This window comes from Alloalcanivorax profundimaris, from assembly GCF_015265435.1.
Classification (GTDB): domain Bacteria; phylum Pseudomonadota; class Gammaproteobacteria; order Pseudomonadales; family Alcanivoracaceae; genus Alloalcanivorax; species Alloalcanivorax profundimaris.
In genome coordinates this window covers 32,162-51,238 of the sequence record NZ_JABJWH010000010.1, presented here as the reverse complement: position 1 = coordinate 51,238, position 19,077 = coordinate 32,162, and the positions used below count along the sequence as shown (strand labels likewise).

Below are 19,077 nucleotides of genomic sequence, written 5' to 3'. Positions count from 1 at the left end.
CTCGAGAATGCGGCTATAGTCCCAGCGAAGCCGGAACGCCGCAAGCCTTTGTTCCGGCGTGGTGAAAATCTGATAAAAAGCGCGCCCAAACGGGCACCGCAGGCGCTTGGATGGTAGGCTTGCGCTCCCCCTGAACTGGTTTCCCGGGAAACGATTCATGTCCGCGATTTCTCCGCTGCGCCTGGCGCTCATGCTGGGCACGCTGGTGGCCCTCGGGCCGCTGGCCATCGACACCTACCTGCCGGCTCTGCCCACCATGGCCGACGGTTTCGGCGTGGCGGTGCACCGGGTGGAACTGTCGGTGAGCTTCTACGTGATCGGCGTGGCGGTGGGGCAATGGCTGGGCGGGCCGCTGTCGGATCACTTCGGCCGCAAGCCGGTGGCCTATGTGGGCCTGGCGGTGTTCATCCTGGCCAGCCTGGCGATCAGCGTCTGCCGGACCGTGGAGCAGCTCTATATGCTGCGCGTGGTGCAGGCCCTGGGCGGCGGCGCCACCGTGGTGATCGCCGCCGCCTCGGTGCGCGATCATTTCAACGGCCGGGAAGCGGCCCGGGTACTCACTTCCGTGGGCCTGGTGTTGCTCATCGCGCCGCTGCTGGCGCCGGCCATCGGCGCCGCGCTGCTCAAGTTGTCCGGCTGGCCCAGTATCTTCGTGATGCTGGCCGGCTACGCCGTGATCGTGGGGCTGATGCTGCGCTTCGCGCTGCCGTCGGTGACGCCCCAGGTGGCCGAGGAGCCCCTGCGCCACCGCATGTTCGCCGCCTACGGGCGGGTGCTTCGCCAGCGCAAGGCGATGGGGTTCATCCTCGCCAACGGCCTGGTGTTCTCGGCCATGTTCACCTTCATCACCGACGCCGCCTTCCTGTACATCGAGTACTTCGGCATGGATGAGTCGGAGTTCCCGCTGCTGTTCGGCGCCAACGTGGTCACCATGCTCGGGCTGAACCGGGTCAACGTGCTGTTGCTGCGCCGCCATGACAGCCCGGTGATCATGGGCGTGGCGGTGCTGATCCAGGCGGTGGCCGCCCTGGTGCTGCTGGGCCTCACGCTGAGCGGCCACCTGACCCTGTGGACCACGGTGCCGTTGATCATGGTGGTGGCGGGCATGGCGGCGCTGGCGATTCCCAACGCCCTGGCCAGCTTCCTGGCCTATTTCGACCGGGACAGCGGCGCCGCCACCGGCCTCAACGGCTGCCTGCAGTTCCTGCTCGCCGGGCTGATCGGCTCCGGGCTGGGCATGATCCACGACGGCACGCCGCTGCCCATGACGGCCCTGATGGCGGGCAGCGCCGTGGCGGCGCTGATCAGCTTCCGGCTGCTGGCCGGCGAGCGCATCGCCAACCGGCTGTGAATCGAAACAACCCCGCCGTCAGCCGGCCAGGCGCGCCAGAGGTCGCTCCTGGTTGCGCGGCCGCGCCGCCTCCAGGAGCAGCATCGGCACCACCAGAACCCAGGGCAGCAGGATCCAGGCGGACAACGGCAGGTCGCCGTCGAACATCTTGATGCCCAGGGGCACCAGCGCGGCCAGATGCAGCAGGTGGGCGAACAGGGCGGCGCCGCCCAGCAGCAGAAGCTGCTCCAGCACCGCCACTCGACGCAGCAGGGCGCTGCGCGCGCCCAGCACCCGCAACAGTGCCTCGTCCTTGCGTCGCTGCTGGCCACCGGCCAGCCAGGCCGCCGCCATCACCAGCACGCTGGCGGCCAGCAACAGCACCGCCAGGGCCAGCGCCGCCCGGCTGGCCTGGGCGATCAGCCCCTGGGCCTGGTCGAGCAGGGCGTTCACGTCCAGCAGGGTGATCTGCGGAAACTGGCGAATCAGCGCCGGCAGCTCCCCGGCCCGGTCCTCGGGCAGGTAGAAACTGGTCAGCCAGTAGCGGCTCTGGCCGTCCAGGGTGCCGGGGCTGAACATGAAGTAGAAGTTGGGCTCGAAGCTCTCCCAATCCACCTCGCGCACGCCCACCACGGTGGCGGACAGGTCGCCGGCCTGGGCGGTGAAGGTGAGGGCGTCGCCCACTTCCAGGCCCAGGGAGTCGGCCAGATCCGCTTCCACCGACACCTCGCCGGGCCCGTCACCCAGCCAGCGCCCTTCCAGGGTGCGGTTGCTCTCCGGCAGGCGCTCCGCCTCGGTGAGCGACAGATCCCGGTTCAGGGCCCGCTGGCCCTCGTCGTCCTCGTCCTCTTCCTTGGTCACCGCCTCGCGCACCGGCTCGCCGTTGACTTCGGTGAGGCGGCCGCGCACCACCGGGTAGTAGCCCGGCACGCGGGCGCCGTGGTCGTCCAGCCAGGCGCGGAAGGCGTCCAGGTCCTCGTCGAACAGGTTCAGCACGAAGTAGTTGGGCGCCTGCTCCGGCAACCGGTCGCGCCAGTCCGCCAGCAGTTGCTGGCCGACCTGGGTGGCCAGGGACATGATCGACAGGGCCAGCACCATGGCGGCCAGCATCGGCAGGGTGGTGAGCGGCCGCCGGGACAGCCGGCGCAGGGCCAGCCGGGCGGCCAGGGGCCAGCGCTGGCCGGCCCGGTCCGCCAGGCGCAGGGGCGCCCACAGCAACAGCGGCAGCCCCACGGCCACCGCCACCATCAGCGCCAGCAGCTGGCCCAGGTCCATCAGCGAGCCGGACAGCATCATCGCCACCAGCACCGGCGCCGCCAGGGCGCCCACCAGGTTGAGGCCGGCCCGGGCGGAAGGCGCTTCCGGGCTGTCGCCCAGAATTTCCCGGGCCGGCAGATGCACCAGCCGCCACAGGCGGGGCAGGGCGAAGCCGGCCCAGATCACCACCGGGGCCAGGCCCAGCAGCACCCAGGTGTGCCAGGGCGGTTGCCAGGCCAGCTCGTCGCCGAGCCATTGGCGCAGCGCCAGGAAAGCGCCGGCGGCCAGGGCCAGGCCCAGCAGCAGGGAGGGCAGCAGCGCCACCAGTTCCCGCCCCAGCACCCGGGACAGGATTTGCCGGCGGCGGGCGCCAAAGGTCTTCATCACCGCGCAGCGACGCGCCTGTTCGGCGCCGCGCACGCCGGCGGCCAGATACACCGCGCCGCCGCACAGCAGCACCACCATCATCACCGCCAACTGCCCCCACAGGGTGAGCTGGCGCAGCGGGCCCATGGAGCGCAGGCCGGCGTCCTCGCGGGTGTCGATCTCCTGGTTCACCGCCAGGGTGGGGCGCAGGGCCTCCGCCACCGTGTTCATGGCCTCGCCGTGAGCGGCGATGCGCAGTTCATGGTGAACCCGGGTGCCGGGGCCGAGAATGCCGGTGGAGGCCACGTCCGCCCGGTTCATCATCAGCCGCGGGTTCATGCTGTAGAAGCCGGCGCCCTGGTCCGGCTCGCGAATCAGCACCTTGCTCACCAGCAGGGCCCGGTCGCCGACGGTGATGAATTCGCCCAGGTTCTGCTCCAGGCGGTCCAGGGCGGTGCCGGCCAGCCACACCTGGCCGGCGGGCGGGCCGTGGCTGACCGCGTACTGGTCGCCGAAGCGCTGGTCCGCCACGGTCAGGGTGCCGAACAGCGGGTAGGCGTCGTCCACCGCCTTGACGCTCACCAGCACGAAGGTCTCGTCGCGCACCAGCACGGTGGTGAAGCCGGTCATGCGCGAATGGGGGCGGTCCGCCACCAGGGCCACCTGCTCGTCGCTGGCCGGCTGGCTGCCCTCCAGGATCAGGTCGCCGCCGATGGCCTCGGCGGTGCGGTTGGCGAAGCGGTGATCCAGCTCGCCGCGCATCAGCACCACCGCGGCGATGGCCAGGGATGCCACCAGCAGCGCCAGGGCCTGGATACGGAAGGCGCCGGAGCGCCAGGGGCGCATCAGCAATCGCGGATCAAACACTCAGCCGGCCCTCCACCAGTTCGTGATGATGGGCGCAGTGGGCGGCCAGGGCCGGGTCATGGGTGACCAGCACCAGGGCGGTGCCGTGGTCCCGGTTAAGATCGAACAGCAGGCTCGCCACCTGGTCGCCGTTGGCCCGGTCCAGGCTGCCGGTGGGTTCGTCGGCGAACAGCAGGTCCGGCTCCAGGGCGAACGCCCGGGCCAGGGCCACGCGCTGCTGCTCGCCGCCGGACAGCTGGCCGGGGAAGTGGCGTTCCCGGTGGCCCAGGCCGACCCGATCGAGCCAGTGACGGGCGCGCTCCCGGGCCCGGTCGGCGCCGGTGATCTCCAGCGGCAGCATGACGTTCTCCACCGCGTTCAGGTCGCCGACCAGGTGAAACGCCTGGAACACGAAGCCGCAATAGCGCCCGCGCAGCGCCGCCCGGCCGTCCTCGTCCAGGCGGCTGAACGGCTCGCCACGCAGCAGTACCTCGCCGCCGCTGGGCTGGTCGAGACCGGCCAGCAAACCCAGTAACGTGGATTTTCCGGAACCGGACGGCCCGGTGATGGCCATACTGTCACCGGGGTTCAACGTCAGGTGGATATCATCGAGGAGGGTGAGCGTGCCTTCCGGGGCGGGAACCGTTTTGCTAAGTTGACGCGCGTCGAGTACCGGAGTCGAAGCCATATGTTGGGACGCCTGCTGATCGTATTCTGTTTGATTGTGCCCGCCGCCGTGCGCGCCGAGGGCGTGCTGGTGCTGGGCGACAGCATCAGCGCGGCCTATGGCATCGACGAAACGGAAGGGTGGGTACAGCTTCTCCGACAGCGTCTGGATACGCAATGTTCCGCATTGCCGGTGGTCAACGCCTCGGTGAGCGGCGACACCAGCGATGGGGGCCGGGTGCGTTTGCCGGCGCTGCTGGAGCGGCACCAGCCGGACACCGTGGTCATCGAGCTGGGCGGTAACGACGGCCTGCGCGGTCTGCCGCCGCGACGGCTGGCGGGCAACCTGGAAACCATGATACGGCTCAGCCGTGAAGCCGGCGCCGAGCCGGTGTTGCTGGGCATGCGCATCCCGCCCAATTACGGCCGTGCCTACACGCGCCTGTTCGAGCAGGCGTTCAAGGACGTGGCCACCGATACCGGGGTGCCGTTCCTGCCGTTCCTGCTGGACGGCGTGGTGGAGGCCGGGCAACTGCAGGGCGACGGCATCCATCCCACCGCCGAGGCCCAGCCGCGCCTGCTGGACAACGCCTGGCCGGTGATCGAGACCGCGCTGCCCGATGAGGCCTGCGAATGACCTGCCCATCGCCCATGACTTTCCAGGAAGGAGCCACCCCATGGATCTGAGCGCCCCCCACCGGGACATTCTCACCTTCTGGTTTGGCGACGGCGGTGGCGACTGGCCGCCTTCGTCGGTGAGCCGGCACTGGTTCAAGAGCACCCCGGCCCGGGACGCGGAGATCGAGGAACGGTTCGGCGACCGGGTGCGGGCCGCTTTACGGCGGGAACTGGTGGACTGGGAACGGGAAGCCGGCTCGCGGCTGGCGCTGATCCTGCTGTTGGATCAATTCACCCGCAACATTTACCGGGGCACCGCCGAGGCGTTCGCCGGTGATCATCGGGCCGCCACCCTGTGCCTGGAGGGGCTGTCCACCGGCATGGACCGGCGCCTGGACTGGGCCGGGCAGGTGTTCTTCTGCATGCCGCTGATGCACGCCGAGGACGAGGACCTGCAGAAACGGTCGGTGGTTTGCTACCGGGATCTGCGCGAACGGGTGCCGGAGGCGGTGCGTTCGCGCCTCGACGAAAACGTGCACTTCGCCGAGGAGCACCGGGACATCATTGAGCGCTTCGGACGCTTCCCGCACCGCAACCAGGTTCTCGGCCGGGAAAGCACCGCCGAGGAACTGGCGTTCCTGGAAACCGCGAAACGCTACGGCCAATAGCGGGATTTGAGCGCCGGGCAGAGGCGCTTAACCCCCGTCTTTCTCTCCGCCACCGGGCTCAAGCGCCGCCAGGGCCACCGTCATCCGCTGGCGTAACGCCGGGTCGAGGGGCGCGTCGTCGGCGCGGGCCTCCACCAGCTTGAGCGCTTCTTCCAACGGCGCGTAGCCGGCGGACTTCATTGCCCGGGGCAGCTGTTCCAGCTGCCAGGCCATGCGCTCCGCGCGGGCATGTTCCGGGCTGTCCACGCCGGCCAGGGCTTCCAGAGCCACCGCCAGGGCGCCGTCGTCGTCGCCGGCTTCGCCGTCCGGCGCGTCCGCCAGACGCCGCTCCGCGTCCCGCCAGCGCCGCCAGCGGGGCAGGTCGGCGCGGCGCCGGCGCAGAGTGTCCAGCAACTGCTGTTTGCGGCGTTGCTGGCCGCGCTCCAGGGCGCCATGGTCCAGTGCCTCCAGCTCGCCGATCAGCGCCGCCAGGGCGGCGTCATCCAGGGCCGCCAGATTCTCGCCGAGGCGCCGCTCGCCGTCCTCGAGCAGGGTGGTGGCGCGATCCCGCTGCGCCTGCCGGGCTTCGTCACGGGCCTGGCTGGCGGCCTGGCGGGCGCCGAAGATGGCGTCCATCAGGCCCCGGAAATCCTTCTGCCAACGGCGGTGCCGGGCCGGCGGCAGCCAGGGGGCGGCGCGCCATTCCTTCTGCAGCTCCCGGGCCTGACGGGCGGCGTCGTGGACGTCATCCTGCTCGCTGAGGGCGCGGGCGCGGTCGAGCAGGGCGGCACGCTGACGCTCCGCCTCCTGCCAGGCCCGGTCCAGGTGTTCGTCGATTTCGGAGAGCAGGGCGGAGAACCGCTTCTGCAGGTCGCGGCCGTCGGTGAAGCGCACCGGTGAAGCGTCCTTCCATTCCTGCGGCGCGCGGCGGCGGATTTCCCATACCGCCTGCCAGTCGGCCCGGTCCCAGTTCTCGCCGGCCACGAAGTCGGCCAGTTGCTGGCACAGGGCGCGGCGCCGGCGCAGGTTGTCGGCGCGCTGGGCGTCCAGTTCCTGGAAGTGCGCGCGGCAGGGTTCGTAGGCGCGGTCGGAGGCGGCCTTGAAGCGTTCCCACAGGGCCTGGTCCTGATCCTGGTCGGAGCTCATCAGCGCCCGCCATTCGTCATGCAGGGCCTGGATGGCGCTGGCCCGCTCGGCGGGATCCATGTCCTGGTCGATAAGGGCTTTCATGCGCTCGCACAGCGCTTCTTTCTTGGGCTGGGCGGCGAAGGCGTGCCAATCGCGCAGTTCCTCGCGGCGTTCGCTGTGGCGCTCCAACTGCCGGGCCAGCCAGGCATCGTCTTCCTCGGCGAGCACCGCCTCGGCTTTCAGCCACAGGCGGTTGGCGTGCTTCAGGTTGCCGCGCTGCAGTTCCCGGCGCAGGGCCACCACCAGGCCCTGGTGGCGGCTGCGTTCGCGGGCCGGGGCGCGGGCCTCTTGTGCTTGCGGCTGCTCGGCGGGCGCCGGCGCGGCGGTGAGTTCCGCCAGGGAAGAGGGCGCCGGTACCCGTCGCGGCCACTGTTCCGCCAGGGCCTGGCGTTGTTCCGGTTCGTCGTGGTCGCGGGCCGCTTCCGCCAGGGCGATCAGGCGGCGCCATTCGTCCAGTTGCGAGCGGAACGCCAGCTCCTGGTCGTCGTCGCCGGGAGCGTCCTCGACGGCGGCCTGCCAGCGGCGTTCCTGGGTACCCACCGCCGAGCGCAGTTCGCCAAGCTGGTGGTCCCAGGTGGCGCTTTCCAGGTCCCGCATCAGGGTGCGCAGGGTGTCCAGGGCGGCCTGACGTTCTTCCCGGGCGGCGGCCCGCGCCGCGTCCCGTTGTTCTTCGCGGCGCGCTTCCTCGAGCCGGGCGCGGGCCTGCTCCAGCGCCTTGGTGGCGCGTTCCGCCTGTGGCCCGTCGGCGCCCTCGGCCACCGCCGCCCAGCGCTGCTCCAGCTGGCCGAAGCGGGCGGCGAACAGCGGATCGGCGCTGTGGGCGGCGAGATGCTCCAGGGCCTCCAGCGCCTGTTCCCGTTCCTCCGCCCGGCGCGCCTGTTCGGTCTGTTCCCGTTGATGGGCCTTGAGGCGGTCCCGGGCCAGACGCACCACCTTCTTGTCGCGGCCCTCGCGGCCCAGTTGCCGCAGCAGGTCGTCGTCCTCGAGCCGCTCGGCGGCGGCCAGGCGGGTGGCGGCGTCCTTGCCGTGCAGCGCCAGCTCATACAGGGAAGGGGCATCCTGGATCGCCGCCAGGGCGGCCTCCCGGCTGGCCGGATCCGGGCTGTGGCGGACCACGTGCATCAGCACCCGGGGATTGTCGGTATGGCGGATCAGACGCAGGCGGGTTTCGGCGGCCGGCGCGCCGTCCACGGTGCCGGCGAGCAGGGCCATGATGCGCTCGGAGGCGGCATCGCGCACGCCGGCGTCCGCGTCCCCGGCGATCAGCTGGTCGAGCAGATTGAGGTCGAGCAGGGCGCCGGTGGCCGTCGCCCGGACCCTCGGGCTGTCATCGTCGCGGGCGAGCCGTGCCAGGACTTCGCCGTCCTGGGCCGGATTCAGAGCCGTGGCGGCTTGCGCGCGCACGTCGGCGTCCCGGTGCCGCCACCGGGGTTTGAACAGATTGCCTAACATGGCCTTCCCATCGGATTCGCTTTGTATTTCCCGGCGCCGCGATGGCACCGGGCCACTACTATAGGCAAATCCGGCCTTACGCGGAAAGCCGCGACTGAATCAAAGCGTCCTTTTCCGCCCAGAGTTCGCTGATCCAGCCCTGAATGCGGGCGCGGAACTCGGGATCGTTCTCGTAATCGCCCTGGGAGGCCCAGTCCGGAATCGGCCGGCGGTGAACGATCACCTGGACTTCGTCCATGGCGCCGCCCAGAAAGCCGATCAGCGAGCGGGTGGTGCCCGGCGGGTAGATGATGGTGAAATCCAGCAGGGTATGCAGCTGGCCGCCCATGGCCTTGAGGGTGAAGGCGGCGCCGCCGGCCTTGGGCTTGAGCAGGTGCAGGTAGGGCGAGCCCTGCTCGTCGTGCTTGGCGCGGGTGAAGCGGGTGCCCTCGAAAAAATTCATCACCGACACCGGATAGTGGGCGTACTTCTCGCAGGCGCGCCGGGTGGTTTCCATGTCCTTGCCCTTGAGCTCCGGATGCTTTTCCAGCTGGGCGCGGGTGTAGCGCTTCATGAACGGGAAATCCAGGGCCCACCAGGCCAGTCCCAGCAGCGGCACCCAGATCAATTGTTGCTTGAGAAAGAACTTCAGCGACGGCACCCGGCGGTTGGTGACCTTCTGCAGTACCAGGATATCGGCCCAGGACTGATGGTTGGAGGTGACCAGATACCAGTCCCGACGGGCCAGCCCCTCCATGCCTTCCACCCGCCAACGCACCCCGCTGGTGAGCCCGATGATGGCGTTGTTCACCGCCATCCAGCTCTCCGCGATCACCACCAGCACCCGGGCCAGCACCACCTGGGCCCGGTGCAACGGCAGGCACAGCCGCAGCAGGGCGAACAGGTACAGCAGAGGCGCCATGATCAGGGTGTTCAGGGTGATGCCCACCAGGGCCAGAGTGCCGCGCAGTTTGATGAGTGGCGTCATAATGATCCGCGATGTCCAGGGAAGAGGGGCATGCTAGCGCAGTTGGCGCCCGTGCCCCATGTCCGTTTCGGTCAGTCGGAGATGGCAACGGCCATTGGCGGCGCCGGCTCCGGGCGGTAGGGTTCCTGTCCCGACAGCCCGTTGTACAAAGGAGCGGTTTCATGAGCGGACCCCTGGCCTCACTGAAAGTCCTGGATTTCTCCACCCTGCTGCCCGGCCCCTTCGCCACCCTGTTGTTGGCGGACATGGGCGCCGAGGTGCTGCGGGTGGAATCGCCCACCCGCCCGGACATGGTGCGCCTGCTGCCGCCCTCGGAGGACAACGTCTCCGCGGTGCACGGCTACATCAACCGCTCCAAGCGTTCCCTGGCCCTGGATCTGAAGACCCCGGAAGGCCGCGAGGTGGTGCATCGCCTGGTGAAGGACTACGACATCGTGGTGGAGCAGTTCCGTCCCGGCGTCATGGACAAGCTGGGGGTGGGCTACGAAACCCTCAAGGCCATCAACCCGGGCCTGATCTACTGCTCGATCACCGGCTACGGCCAGGACGGACCCTACCGGGACCGCGCCGGCCACGACCTGAACTATCTCTCCATCGCCGGCATGACCAGCTACAACGGTCGCCGGGACAGCGGCCCGGCGCCCATGGCGTTCCAGGTGGCGGACGTGGCCGGCGGGTCCTGCCACGCGGTGATGGGCCTGCTGGCGGCGGTGATTCATCGTCAGAACACCGGCGAGGGGCAGCAACTGGACATTTCCATGACCGACGCCGCCTTCAGCCTGCATGGTCTGGCCGCGCCGCCGGCCCTGGTGGCCGGCGAGGACCCGGCTCTGGAAGCGACCACCCTCAACGGTGGCAGCTTCTACGACTGCTATCGCACCCGGGACGGCCGCTATTTGTCCGTGGCCGGCCTGGAGCCGCAGTTCTTCAGTCAGTTCTGCGCCGCCCTGGGGCAGCCGGATCTGGCCGCCAAGGGCCTGAGCCGCGACCCGGCCGATGTGGCCGAGGTCAAGGCGGTGATCGCCGAGGCCATCGGCGCCCAGGATTACGATCACTGGTGCCGGTTGTTCGCCGACCTGGACTGCTGCGTCGAGCCGGTGTTGAGCTTCAGTGAAGCGGCGCGCCACCCGCAGCTCCAGGCCCGGGGCATGGTGGTGGAGGTGCCGCGCCACGATGGTGGCCGCCAGCGTCAGGTGGCGTCGCCGTTCAAGTTCTCCGCCACGCCGGTGGGATACCGCTTCAGCGGCGCCCGGCTCGGCCAGCACGGCGAGGAGGTGCTGCGCGAACAGGGCTTCGCCGACGACGACATCGCCCGTCTTCGCGACGCCGGCGCGCTGGGCTGATTCCCGCCGCGCCCACGGCGGGCTATGCTGGCGCCATGAGGCGTTCGTTGTTGTTTGGCCGTTGTTTGATGCTGGTGCTGGGTCTGTTCGCGTTGATTGGCGCGGCACGGGCGCAATCCCCGGACGCCTGCCGCTGGGAAGGCGCCGGCACCCTGGTGGACCGCACCCACGACTGGCTGTCGCGCAGCCTGTGCTGGCCGAGCCGCTGGGTGGACGGTTTCTTCGAGGATCCGCTGCGCGAGAACAACGAGCCCGCCGCCAGTCTGGTGCGCCTTACCGGCGAACGGGTGTGGCGCGACGACGGCGACGGCGCCAGCGACGTGGACCTGGACGCCCGGGTCTGGCTGCCCAGCGCCGAACGCCGTTTCTCGTTGCTGTTCCGCAGCCACGACGAGGACCAGGACCCGGAGAGCCCGGTGGCTCGGGATATTCCCGACGGCGAGCGGGACAACGGCTTCCGTGGCGCCCTGCGCTGGGTGATCGACCGCACCGACGACATGGATCTGGATCTCGACGTGGGAGCGCGCTCCGACCTCACCACCTTTACCCGCCTGCGCTACCGGCGCCTGTATCCGCTGTTCAATGAATCCGCCTGGCTGCGCTACACCCAGCGACTCTACTGGCGGGACCCGGACGGCTGGGGCAGCCGTTCCCTGTTCGAGCTGGACCGGCCCCTGGCGCCGGACACCACCCTGCGTTTTTCCAGCGAGATCCGCTACACCGAGGCACTGAACCAGGCCGGCGACGGGCTCGGCCTGTTTCAGGGCGTGAATCTGTTCAAGCGGCTGAGCGGCCGTTCCGCGCTCAATATGGGCCTGGGGGTAGGGGGCAAGACCCAGCCGGCGGTGGTCGACAGCTACCGGCTGTATGCCCGCTACCGGCGCAATGTGTGGCGCCCGTGGCTGTTCGTGGAGGTGGAGCCGTTCGTGCTTTGGCCCCGGGACCAGGGTTACCAGGGCGTCAACGGAATCGTGCTGCGCCTGGAAACCCTGTTCGGGCGGGTGGCCAGGTAGCCCTGGTGGGTGGCTAGTTAGCCCAGGTGCTGCGGCGGCGCCCGGACTTGGATTTGAGCAGCAGGCCGGCGATGGCGCCGAGCAGCAGGATGCCGACCCCGGTGATCCATTTGCGCGAGGTGTTGTCGCTGCGCAGCATGGTGTTTTCCGCCTTCAGTTGATCCAGGTCCGAGCGCAACATGCTCAGCTCCTCGTTGAGGCGGCGGTTGGCCTGGTCCAGGCGAATCGGATCGGCGGCCACGTCGCGCAGCTTGTCCAGTTCCTGGCTGCGGCTGCTCAGCGAGCCCTGCAGTTCCTCGTTCTCGCCGCGCAGGCTGTTGCGTTCCCGCTGGGCCTGATCGAGCTGTTCCTGGAGTTCGCTGACCTTGCTTTCCAGTTGTTCGTTTTGCTGGCTGATCCGTTGCAGGCGGATGCCGGCGGTGGGCGAGCGGCTGATGTACTGCTTGCCGATGTAGCCCTCGGTGCCCTGGTAGCGGATGTGCGCCCAGTCGCCTTCCTCGCCGAGGAATTCCACCTGGGTGCCGCTTTTCAGCCCCCGGTGGACGATGCGGTAACCGGAACCGGCGCCGGAGCGCACCGGCACGTAGATTTCATCGTCCACCCAGGCGGTGGCGGCCAGGGCCGGCGCCGACACGGCGGCAAGAAGGAAGAGACAGAACCAGCGAACCAGCATTAACGGGCACTCCTTGATGATCTGGGCGCGAAGTTTAGGCAACCGGCGCGGCGAACGGCGCCGAAGTAGTCACATTTCCCGGCCCTGGCGGGCCGGCTTTGTAAAAAGTCAGGGCAGAACGGCCTTGAACGGCTTCACCGTGACCCGCTCGTAAACCCCGGCTTCGATGTAGGGGTCGGCGTCGGCCCAGGCCCGGGCGTCGTCCAGGGAATCGAATTCCGCGACCACCAGGGAGCCGGTGAAACCGGCCTCGCCGGGGTCGGCGCTGTCCACCGCCGGGTGCGGTCCGGCCAGCACCAGCCGGCCCTGGTCGCGCAGCCGTTCCAGGCGCGCCAGGTGGTCGGCGCGGGCGCCGGCGCGGCGGCTCAGGGAATCGGCCACGTCTTCACTGATGATCGCGTACAGCATCGTCCTCGTCGTCCTTCTTGGTCGGTTCCGGGGCTTTTTTGTCCTGATGAAACAGGCGGTCGCGGTCCGCTTCCGGCATGCGTTTGTAGAAATACAGGAAGGCGGCCACGTAGAACACCATCTGGATGGCGGTGAAACCGAACAGTTTGAAATTCACCCAGAAATCGGTGCTGAAATTGTAGGCGATGAACAGGTTGAGCAGGCCCAGGCCCAGGAAGTAGAGCACGAAAGCCAGATTCAGGCGGCTCCAGTCGCGCTTTTCCAGAGCCACCACGAAACCGAAGCCGCTCACCATCAGCCGCTCGCACAGACGCTGCAGCAGATTGCGCTCGCGCAGAAAATGCCCCACCAGCAGCACCGCGGCGAGCACGAAGCTGATGATCGAGGGCCGCCACTTGATGAACACGTCGTCTCGCAGCAGCAGGGTGAGGCCGCCGAACACCAGGGTGATGGCGAGCACCACCAGGTGCAGCCGGTGCCAGCGCTTCCAGATCAGCCGGCCGGCCAGCACCTGGAAGGTGGTGGCGCCGATGATGCCCCAGGTGGCCAGCATGATGTCCCGGCCACTCAGGAAATAGAGGCCGAAAAACACCACCACCGGCAGGTAATCGAACAGTTGCTTCATGAAATCGTTCCTCGCTCGGACCGCCGATGGTATCGGGAACCGCACGGCAAATCATCCCGCCCGGGGTGGTGAGTGTGGTACCGTTCGTAACATGACCGAACCCGCTCCCTTCCAGCGTCCCGACCTGCACTGCCACAGCCTGGCCTCCGATGGCGTCCTGGCACCGGCGGATCTGGTGGCACGCGCCGCCGAATACGGCGTCGACGCCCTGGCGCTCACCGACCACGATACCCTGGCCGGGCTGCCCGAGGCCCACGCGGCGGCGGCGCGCCACGGCCTCACCCTGATCAACGGCATCGAGCTGTCGGTGCTGTGGGGCAGCCGTGAAATCCATGTGCTGGGCCTGTGGGTGGACCCGGACTGCCCGGTGCTCGCCGCCCGCGTCGCCGACCAGCTGGAAGCCCGCCGCCAGCGGGCGCGGCGCATCGGCGCCCGGCTCGACAAGGCGGCGCGGCTCTCCGACAGCTACGCCAAGGCCTGCGCCCTGGCGGATTCGGACACCCCGGGCCGGCCCTGGTTCGCCCGCGTGCTGGTGGAGGAGGGCGTGGTCCGCGACCAGCGCCACGCCTTCAATCGCTTTCTCAAGAAAGGCCAGTCGGCCTTCGTGTCCACCCCGTGGGTGAGCCTGGAGCAGGGCATCCAGGACCTGAGTGCCGGCGGCGGCGTGCCGGTGCTGGCCCATCCCCAGGCCTACAACCTGACCCGCAAGCGGTTGCGCGAGCTGGTGCGCGACTTCCGCGCCGCCGGCGGCCAGGCCATGGAGGCGGTGCTGCCCGGGCTCACCCGCCACCAGGCCGGCCTGCTGGAGGAATGCTGGCGCCACTTCGGCCTGGCGGTCTCCGGCGGCAGCGATTTCCACTCCCCGGGCCAGAAGTGGCTGAGCCTGGGCGGGTTGCCGCCGTTTCCGCCGGACGGCACCCCGGTCTGGCGGCTTGCGCCCGCCCAGGGGCGGGTGGAGAATGCCGCCCCATGACCGACGTATTGCATATTCATCCCGAAACGCCCCAGCCGCGCCTGATCCGCCAGGCCGTGGACGTGATCCGCCAGGGCGGGCTGATCGCCTACCCCACGGACACCACCTACGCCCTGGGTTGCGGCATTGGCGAAAAGGACGCCCTGGAGCGCCTGATCCGCCTGCGCCGGCTGGACGACAAACACCAGTTCACCCTGCTGTGCCCGGACCTGTCCGTGCTGGCCCTGTTCGCCAAGGTGGACAATCCGGACTACCGTCTGCTCAAGGCGCACACGCCGGGGCCCTATACCTTCATCCTCAAGGCCACCAACGAGGTGCCGAGGCGCCTGATGCACCCGAAAAAGCGCACCATCGGCATCCGCGTGCCCGATCATCCGATCTGCCAGGCGCTGCTGCACGAGCAGGGCGGGCCGATCATGACCTCCACGGCGCACCTGCCGGACGACGAGTTCCCGCTCACCGATCCCCAGGACGTGCGCGACTTCCTGCAGGGCCAGGTGGACCTGGTGATCGACGGCGGTTTCTGCGGGGTCACCGAGACCACCGTGATCTCCCTGGCCGACGGCACCGGCCCGGAAGTGGTGCGCGAGGGCGCCGGGCCCCTGGACGCCATTTTCTGAACACCCGTAACCCCGGCGCGGCGGGCTGGCATCGGGCCTGCATGAAGTTTGCATGGTTTATGAGCTAGCAGGATGCCAGCCCTGTCTTTACCCCGGCGGTTCCCTTTATAATCGCCGCTTTCTTGCCGTTACGACAGGAGTCGGCTTTTGAGTTCCGTGGTTCCCTCCCAAAGAGTGGTATCGGGCATGCGCGCCACCGGGCGCCTGCATCTGGGGCACTACCATGGCGTGCTCAAGAACTGGGTACGTTTGCAGCACGAGTACGAGTGTTTCTTTTTCGTCGCGGACTGGCACGGTCTCACCACTGAGTATGAGAATCCGCACGCCATCCAGGACCATGTCTGGGATCTGGTGATCGACTGGCTCGCCGCCGGCGTCAATCCGGGCTCGGCGACCCTGTTCATCCAGAGCCAGGTGCCCGAGCACGCGGAGCTGCATCTGCTGCTCTCCATGATGACGCCGCTGTCCTGGCTGGAGCGGGTTCCCACCTACAAGGACCAGCAGGAGAAACTGCGCGAGAAGGACCTGAGCACCTACGGGTTCCTCGGTTACCCGCTGCTGCAGGCCGCCGATATCCTGATCTACCGGGCCGGGCAGGTGCCGGTGGGCGCCGATCAGGTGGCCCACGTGGAGCTGACCCGGGAAGTGGCGCGCCGCTTCAACCATCTGTACGGCCGCGAGCCCGGCTTCGAGGAGGCGGTGATCGCCGCCATCAAGAAGATGGGCAAGAAACAGGCACGCATCTACACGGACAACCGCCGCAAGTATCAGGAGCAGGGCGACGAGACCGCCCTGGAAACCGCCCGCGCTCTGGTGCAGGGTCAGCAGAACATTACGCTGGGCGACAAGGAACGGCTCAACGGCGACCTGGAAGGCGGTGGCAAGGTGATCCTGCCCGAGCCGCAGTCCCTGCTCACGCCGGCGTCGCGCATGCCGGGCCTGGACGGTCAGAAGATGTCCAAGTCCTATGGCAACTTCATCAGCCTGCGCGAGGAACCGGACGAGGTGGACGCCAAGATCCGGCGCATGCCCACGGACCCGGCGCGGGTACGCCGCAGCGACCCCGGCAACCCGGAGAAATGCCCGGTGTGGGAATTCCACAAGGTGTATTCCGACGACGACACCCAGGCGTGGGTGCGCGAGGGCTGCACCACCGCCGGCATCGGTTGTCTGGAATGCAAGAAGCCGGTGATCGAGGCGGTTCAGGAAGAGCTGGCGCCGATCCGCAGGCGCGCCGAGGAACACCTGCGCAACCCGGATCTGGTGCGCACCATCGTCGCCGAGGGCTGCGAGGAGGCCCGCGAGGTAGCCCGCGCCACCCTCGAGGAAGTGCGCGCGGCCATGGGACTCCACTACCGGTGATCGCCAAGGAGGCGGGACAGCAGCCATGAACGACGTCGTCGACCAACAGGCCCCCCAGGGCGGCGGTAACAATCCGCTGGCGCCGCTGAATCCGCAGCAGGCGGAGATGCCTTTTGGTCTGATGTACGGCCAGGCGATCACCAAGCTGCCCGACGACCTCTACATTCCGCCGGACGCCCTGGAAGTGTTTCTGGAGGCGTTCGAGGGGCCGCTGGATCTGCTGCTCTATCTGATCAAGCGCCAGAACCTGGACATTCTCGACATCCCGGTGGCGCAGATCACCAGCCAGTACATGGAGTACGTGGAGCTGATGAAGGCGCTCAACCTGGAGTTGGCCGCCGAATACCTGGTGATGGCCGCCATGCTGGGCGAGATCAAGTCGCGCACCCTGTTGCCGCGGCCCAGCCACGACGACGAGGAAGACGCCGAGGATCCGCGCGCGGAGTTGATCCGCCGGCTGCAGGAATACGAGCGCTTCAAGCAGGCCGCCGAGGACATCGACGCCCTGCCGCGCCAGGAGCGGGACTTTCAGATGGCCGCCGCGCGCCGTCCGGACTATGTACGCGAGAAAGCGCAGCCGGACGTGGACCTGCGCGAGCTGCTGCTGGCCTTCAAGGAAGTGCTGCACCGGGCCGATATGTTCGAAAGCCACCAGGTTTCCCGGGAGAAGCTGTCCACCCGGGAACGCATGGCGAACGTGCTGGACCGCCTCAAGGGCCGGGATTTCGTGCCCTTCGTGGAGCTGTTCGAGGCCGAGGAGGGCCGCCTGGGCGTGGTGGTGAGCTTCCTGGCGGTGCTGGAGCTGGTGAAGGGGTCGCTGATCGAGCTGATCCAGAATGAGCCCTTCAGCCCGATCCACGTCAAGGCGAAGACCCTGGTGCTGGAGGAAAGTGAAGCGCTGGCGGCGCTGGAGATCGACGACGAGCCCTCAACCGACACAGCCGAGGACGACTGATCGTGGAGCCGCAACGGATCAAGAACATCATGGAAGCGGCGATCTTCGCCGCCGACGGCCCCCTGGACCGGGACGCTCTGTTGATGCTGTTCGATGAACAGGAACGGCCGGACAAGGCGGAGCTGTCTCGGCTGCTGGAGGAGATCGGCGAGGAATACGGCGAGCGCGGCGTGGAGTTGCGCGAAGTGGCCAGCGGCTTCCGCTTCCAGGTGCGCAAGGACCTGGGGCCCTGGGTGAGCCGCCTGTGGCAGGAGAAGCCGCCGCGCTACAGCCGCGCCATCCTGGAGACGCTGGCGCTGGTGGCCTACCGCCAGCCGATCACCCGCGGCGAGATCGAGGAAATCCGCGGCGTGTCGGTGAGCTCGCACATCGTCAAAAGCCTGCTGGAACGGGGCTGGGTGCGGGTGGTGGGGCACCGGGACGTGCCCGGCCGGCCGGCCATGTTCGCCACCACCCGGCAGTTCCTGGACTACTTCGACCTGAAGAGCCTGGAAGACCTGCCGCCGCTGTCGGAGATCAAGGATCTCGACAAGCTCAACGAGGAACTGGCGCTCAGCGACGTGCCGGATCCGGACGACGACGACCCGGAAGACGGGGAGGGCGCCGCCACCGAGGGCGAGCGCCAGCAGGCCGAGGAGCGCCTGTTCGGCTATGAGGACGACGAGCCGGAGATCGACGAGGCCACCCTGATGAGCATCGACAAGGTGGACGCGGTCAACGCCGGTTTCGAGACCGAATTCCGCCACAAGGGCTCGCCGGAAGCGGAGAACGACGCCGCGCCGGTGGCGCCGGCCGCCGCCGAGGCGGAGCCGCGAACGAACGACGACGACGGCGGCGATGATGCCGCCAACGAGGACGAATCGACCCGTCATGAGTGAGAAATTGCAGAAAGTCCTGGCCCGCACCGGGCTGGGATCACGCCGTGAACTGGAGACCTGGATCGCCGATGGGCGCGTCTCCGTGAACGGCCAGGTGGCGACCCTGGGAGACCGGGTGGAGCCGGAAGACACGATCAGAGTGGACGGCAGGATCATTCCAGTGAAGGCGGAAGAAGACGTAATTCGGCGCGTGATCGTTTATCACAAGCCCGCCGGGGAGGTGTGCTCGCGGAACGATCCGCAGGGGCGCCCCACGGTGTTCGACAACCTGCCGCGGCTGCAGGGCCTGCGCTGGGTGCAGGTGGGCCGCCTGGACATCAACACCACCGGCCTGATGCTGTTCACCACCGACGGTGAACTGGCCCACCGGCTGATGCATCCGTCCAACGGCTTCGTCCGGGAATACGCGGTGCGGGTGCACGGCGATCTCACAGACGCCAAGCGCCAGGCGCTGCTCGATGGCGTGCTGCTGGAGGACGGGGTGTCCCGGTTCGAGAGCATCGAGGACGCCGGCGGCGCCGAGGAAGGCGCCAACCGCTGGTACAAGGTCAGCCTCACCGGGGGCAAATACCGGGAAGTGCGCCGCCTGTTCCAGTCCCAGGACCTGGAAGTGGCGCGCCTGATCCGCATCCGCTTCGGTGACCTGACACTGCCCTCGGACCTGCGCCTGGGCCGCTGGAAGGAGCTCACCGCCGAGGAGATCAAGCCGCTCACCGACCGGGTGGACCTGAAGGGCAAGAAGTACACCGGCCTGTATGGCCGCGCCCGGCTGCGCCACCAGCGCGGCAACAAGCCACCGCGCAAGCCGCGCCGCAACCCCTACCGCCGCTAAGGCATTTAGCAAGCCATCGCGACTGAAGTCGCTCCTACGGCGGGTCGTACGTCCCCGT

At 68.6% G+C, this 19,077-nt stretch carries 18 protein-coding genes; 11 read left to right on the top strand and 7 right to left on the bottom strand.

The genetic code is table 11. The features are described 5' to 3' along the window. Positions 1–157 precede the first annotated feature (157 nt). Positions 158–1,351, top strand: a complete 1,194-nt coding sequence (locus HMJ39_RS06460; protein ID WP_161385137.1) for a multidrug effflux MFS transporter — start codon at positions 158–160, stop codon at positions 1,349–1,351. Positions 1,352–1,369: 18 nt separating this feature from the next. Here HMJ39_RS06460 and HMJ39_RS06455 read toward each other — a convergent pair whose 3' ends face one another. Together HMJ39_RS06455 and HMJ39_RS06450 are read right to left on the bottom strand one after the other, a co-directional pair. After that, positions 1,370–3,820: an ABC transporter permease gene (locus HMJ39_RS06455; RefSeq protein WP_194296690.1), complete on the bottom strand. Its 2,451-nt coding sequence runs from the start codon at positions 3,818–3,820 to the stop codon at positions 1,370–1,372. Beyond that, complete coding sequence (locus HMJ39_RS06450; RefSeq protein ID WP_161385138.1) at positions 3,813–4,487, bottom strand: ABC transporter ATP-binding protein; 675 nt, start codon at positions 4,485–4,487, stop codon at positions 3,813–3,815. The genes HMJ39_RS06455 and HMJ39_RS06450 overlap by 8 nt, the downstream gene beginning before the upstream one ends. Here HMJ39_RS06450 and HMJ39_RS06445 point away from each other — a divergent pair, their 5' ends adjacent. Together HMJ39_RS06445 and HMJ39_RS06440 are read left to right on the top strand one after the other, a co-directional pair. Continuing rightward, positions 4,488–5,102: an arylesterase gene (locus HMJ39_RS06445; protein ID WP_161385139.1), complete on the top strand. Its 615-nt coding sequence runs from the start codon at positions 4,488–4,490 to the stop codon at positions 5,100–5,102. A gap of 40 nt (positions 5,103–5,142) precedes the next feature. Then, on the top strand, positions 5,143–5,751 hold the full coding sequence (locus tag HMJ39_RS06440) for a DUF924 family protein (protein WP_194296689.1): 609 nt from the start codon (positions 5,143–5,145) through the stop codon (positions 5,749–5,751). Positions 5,752–5,778: 27 nt separating this feature from the next. On the opposite strand, the gene HMJ39_RS06435 is transcribed toward HMJ39_RS06440, so the two are convergent. Both HMJ39_RS06435 and HMJ39_RS06430 read right to left on the bottom strand, forming a co-directional pair. Next, positions 5,779–8,370, bottom strand: a complete 2,592-nt coding sequence (locus HMJ39_RS06435; RefSeq protein WP_194296688.1) for a DUF349 domain-containing protein — start codon at positions 8,368–8,370, stop codon at positions 5,779–5,781. Positions 8,371–8,446: 76 nt separating this feature from the next. Beyond that, positions 8,447–9,337 (bottom strand): acyltransferase, encoded by an 891-nt coding sequence (locus HMJ39_RS06430; protein ID WP_161385142.1) that lies wholly within the window; start codon positions 9,335–9,337, stop codon positions 8,447–8,449. 161 nt (positions 9,338–9,498) lie between these two features. On the opposite strand from HMJ39_RS06430, the gene HMJ39_RS06425 reads away from it, so the two are divergent. Both HMJ39_RS06425 and HMJ39_RS06420 read left to right on the top strand, forming a co-directional pair. Further along, the gene (locus HMJ39_RS06425) at positions 9,499–10,680 is read left to right on the top strand and encodes a CaiB/BaiF CoA transferase family protein (RefSeq protein WP_194296687.1); all 1,182 of its coding nucleotides are present in this window, start codon (positions 9,499–9,501) and stop codon (positions 10,678–10,680) included. Between the two features lie 50 nt (positions 10,681–10,730). Further along, positions 10,731–11,693 (top strand): hypothetical protein, encoded by a 963-nt coding sequence (locus HMJ39_RS06420; protein WP_228462194.1) that lies wholly within the window; start codon positions 10,731–10,733, stop codon positions 11,691–11,693. Positions 11,694–11,706: 13 nt separating this feature from the next. Here the strand turns inward: HMJ39_RS06420 and HMJ39_RS06415 are convergent, their stop codons facing one another. From HMJ39_RS06415 to HMJ39_RS06405, 3 genes are all read right to left on the bottom strand, one after another. Next, complete coding sequence (locus tag HMJ39_RS06415) at positions 11,707–12,366, bottom strand: TIGR04211 family SH3 domain-containing protein (protein ID WP_194296685.1); 660 nt, start codon at positions 12,364–12,366, stop codon at positions 11,707–11,709. A 108-nt stretch (positions 12,367–12,474) separates the two neighbouring features. Beyond that, on the bottom strand, positions 12,475–12,774 hold the full coding sequence (locus HMJ39_RS06410) for a YciI family protein (protein WP_194296684.1): 300 nt from the start codon (positions 12,772–12,774) through the stop codon (positions 12,475–12,477). Next, entirely contained in the window at positions 12,752–13,399 is a 648-nt protein-coding gene (locus HMJ39_RS06405; RefSeq protein WP_194296683.1) for an inner membrane-spanning protein YciB, read from the bottom strand. The genes HMJ39_RS06410 and HMJ39_RS06405 overlap by 23 nt, the downstream gene beginning before the upstream one ends. 91 nt (positions 13,400–13,490) lie before the next feature. On the opposite strand from HMJ39_RS06405, the gene HMJ39_RS06400 reads away from it, so the two are divergent. From HMJ39_RS06400 to rluB, 6 genes are all read left to right on the top strand, one after another. Next, the gene (locus HMJ39_RS06400) at positions 13,491–14,372 is read left to right on the top strand and encodes a PHP domain-containing protein (RefSeq protein WP_161385148.1); all 882 of its coding nucleotides are present in this window, start codon (positions 13,491–13,493) and stop codon (positions 14,370–14,372) included. Then, a complete protein-coding gene (locus tag HMJ39_RS06395) occupies positions 14,369–14,992 on the top strand; it encodes an L-threonylcarbamoyladenylate synthase (protein ID WP_161385149.1) in 624 nt (207 codons plus the stop codon). Before HMJ39_RS06400 ends, HMJ39_RS06395 begins: the two co-directional genes overlap by 4 nt. A 147-nt stretch (positions 14,993–15,139) precedes the next feature. Then, positions 15,140–16,354: a tryptophan--tRNA ligase gene (locus HMJ39_RS06390; protein ID WP_194296682.1), complete on the top strand. Its 1,215-nt coding sequence runs from the start codon at positions 15,140–15,142 to the stop codon at positions 16,352–16,354. Positions 16,355–16,379: 25 nt separating this feature from the next. Next, the gene (locus HMJ39_RS06385) at positions 16,380–17,309 is read left to right on the top strand and encodes a segregation and condensation protein A (RefSeq protein ID WP_161385150.1); all 930 of its coding nucleotides are present in this window, start codon (positions 16,380–16,382) and stop codon (positions 17,307–17,309) included. Positions 17,310–17,311: 2 nt separating this feature from the next. After that, positions 17,312–18,187, top strand: a complete 876-nt coding sequence (gene scpB / locus HMJ39_RS06380; RefSeq protein WP_161385151.1) for an SMC-Scp complex subunit ScpB — start codon at positions 17,312–17,314, stop codon at positions 18,185–18,187. Further along, positions 18,180–19,019, top strand: coding sequence for a 23S rRNA pseudouridine(2605) synthase RluB (gene rluB, locus HMJ39_RS06375; RefSeq protein WP_161385152.1), 840 nt, complete (start codon positions 18,180–18,182; stop codon positions 19,017–19,019). Before scpB ends, rluB begins: the two co-directional genes overlap by 8 nt. Positions 19,020–19,077: the final 58 nt, after the last annotated feature.

Coding starts and splice junctions, on each gene's coding strand:
- HMJ39_RS06460 (WP_161385137.1), top strand. CDS start 158: ATGTCCGCGATTTCTCCGCTGCGCCTGGCGCTCATGCTGGGCACGCTG.
- HMJ39_RS06450 (WP_161385138.1), bottom strand. CDS start 4,487: ATGGCTTCGACTCCGGTACTCGACGCGCGTCAACTTAGCAAAACGGTT.
- HMJ39_RS06445 (WP_161385139.1), top strand. CDS start 4,488: ATGTTGGGACGCCTGCTGATCGTATTCTGTTTGATTGTGCCCGCCGCC.
- HMJ39_RS06440 (WP_194296689.1), top strand. CDS start 5,143: ATGGATCTGAGCGCCCCCCACCGGGACATTCTCACCTTCTGGTTTGGC.
- HMJ39_RS06435 (WP_194296688.1), bottom strand. CDS start 8,370: ATGTTAGGCAATCTGTTCAAACCCCGGTGGCGGCACCGGGACGCCGAC.
- HMJ39_RS06430 (WP_161385142.1), bottom strand. CDS start 9,337: ATGACGCCACTCATCAAACTGCGCGGCACTCTGGCCCTGGTGGGCATC.
- HMJ39_RS06425 (WP_194296687.1), top strand. CDS start 9,499: ATGAGCGGACCCCTGGCCTCACTGAAAGTCCTGGATTTCTCCACCCTG.
- HMJ39_RS06415 (WP_194296685.1), bottom strand. CDS start 12,366: ATGCTGGTTCGCTGGTTCTGTCTCTTCCTTCTTGCCGCCGTGTCGGCG.
- HMJ39_RS06410 (WP_194296684.1), bottom strand. CDS start 12,774: ATGCTGTACGCGATCATCAGTGAAGACGTGGCCGATTCCCTGAGCCGC.
- HMJ39_RS06405 (WP_194296683.1), bottom strand. CDS start 13,399: ATGAAGCAACTGTTCGATTACCTGCCGGTGGTGGTGTTTTTCGGCCTC.
- HMJ39_RS06400 (WP_161385148.1), top strand. CDS start 13,491: ATGACCGAACCCGCTCCCTTCCAGCGTCCCGACCTGCACTGCCACAGC.
- HMJ39_RS06395 (WP_161385149.1), top strand. CDS start 14,369: ATGACCGACGTATTGCATATTCATCCCGAAACGCCCCAGCCGCGCCTG.
- HMJ39_RS06385 (WP_161385150.1), top strand. CDS start 16,380: ATGAACGACGTCGTCGACCAACAGGCCCCCCAGGGCGGCGGTAACAAT.
- rluB (WP_161385152.1), top strand. CDS start 18,180: ATGAGTGAGAAATTGCAGAAAGTCCTGGCCCGCACCGGGCTGGGATCA.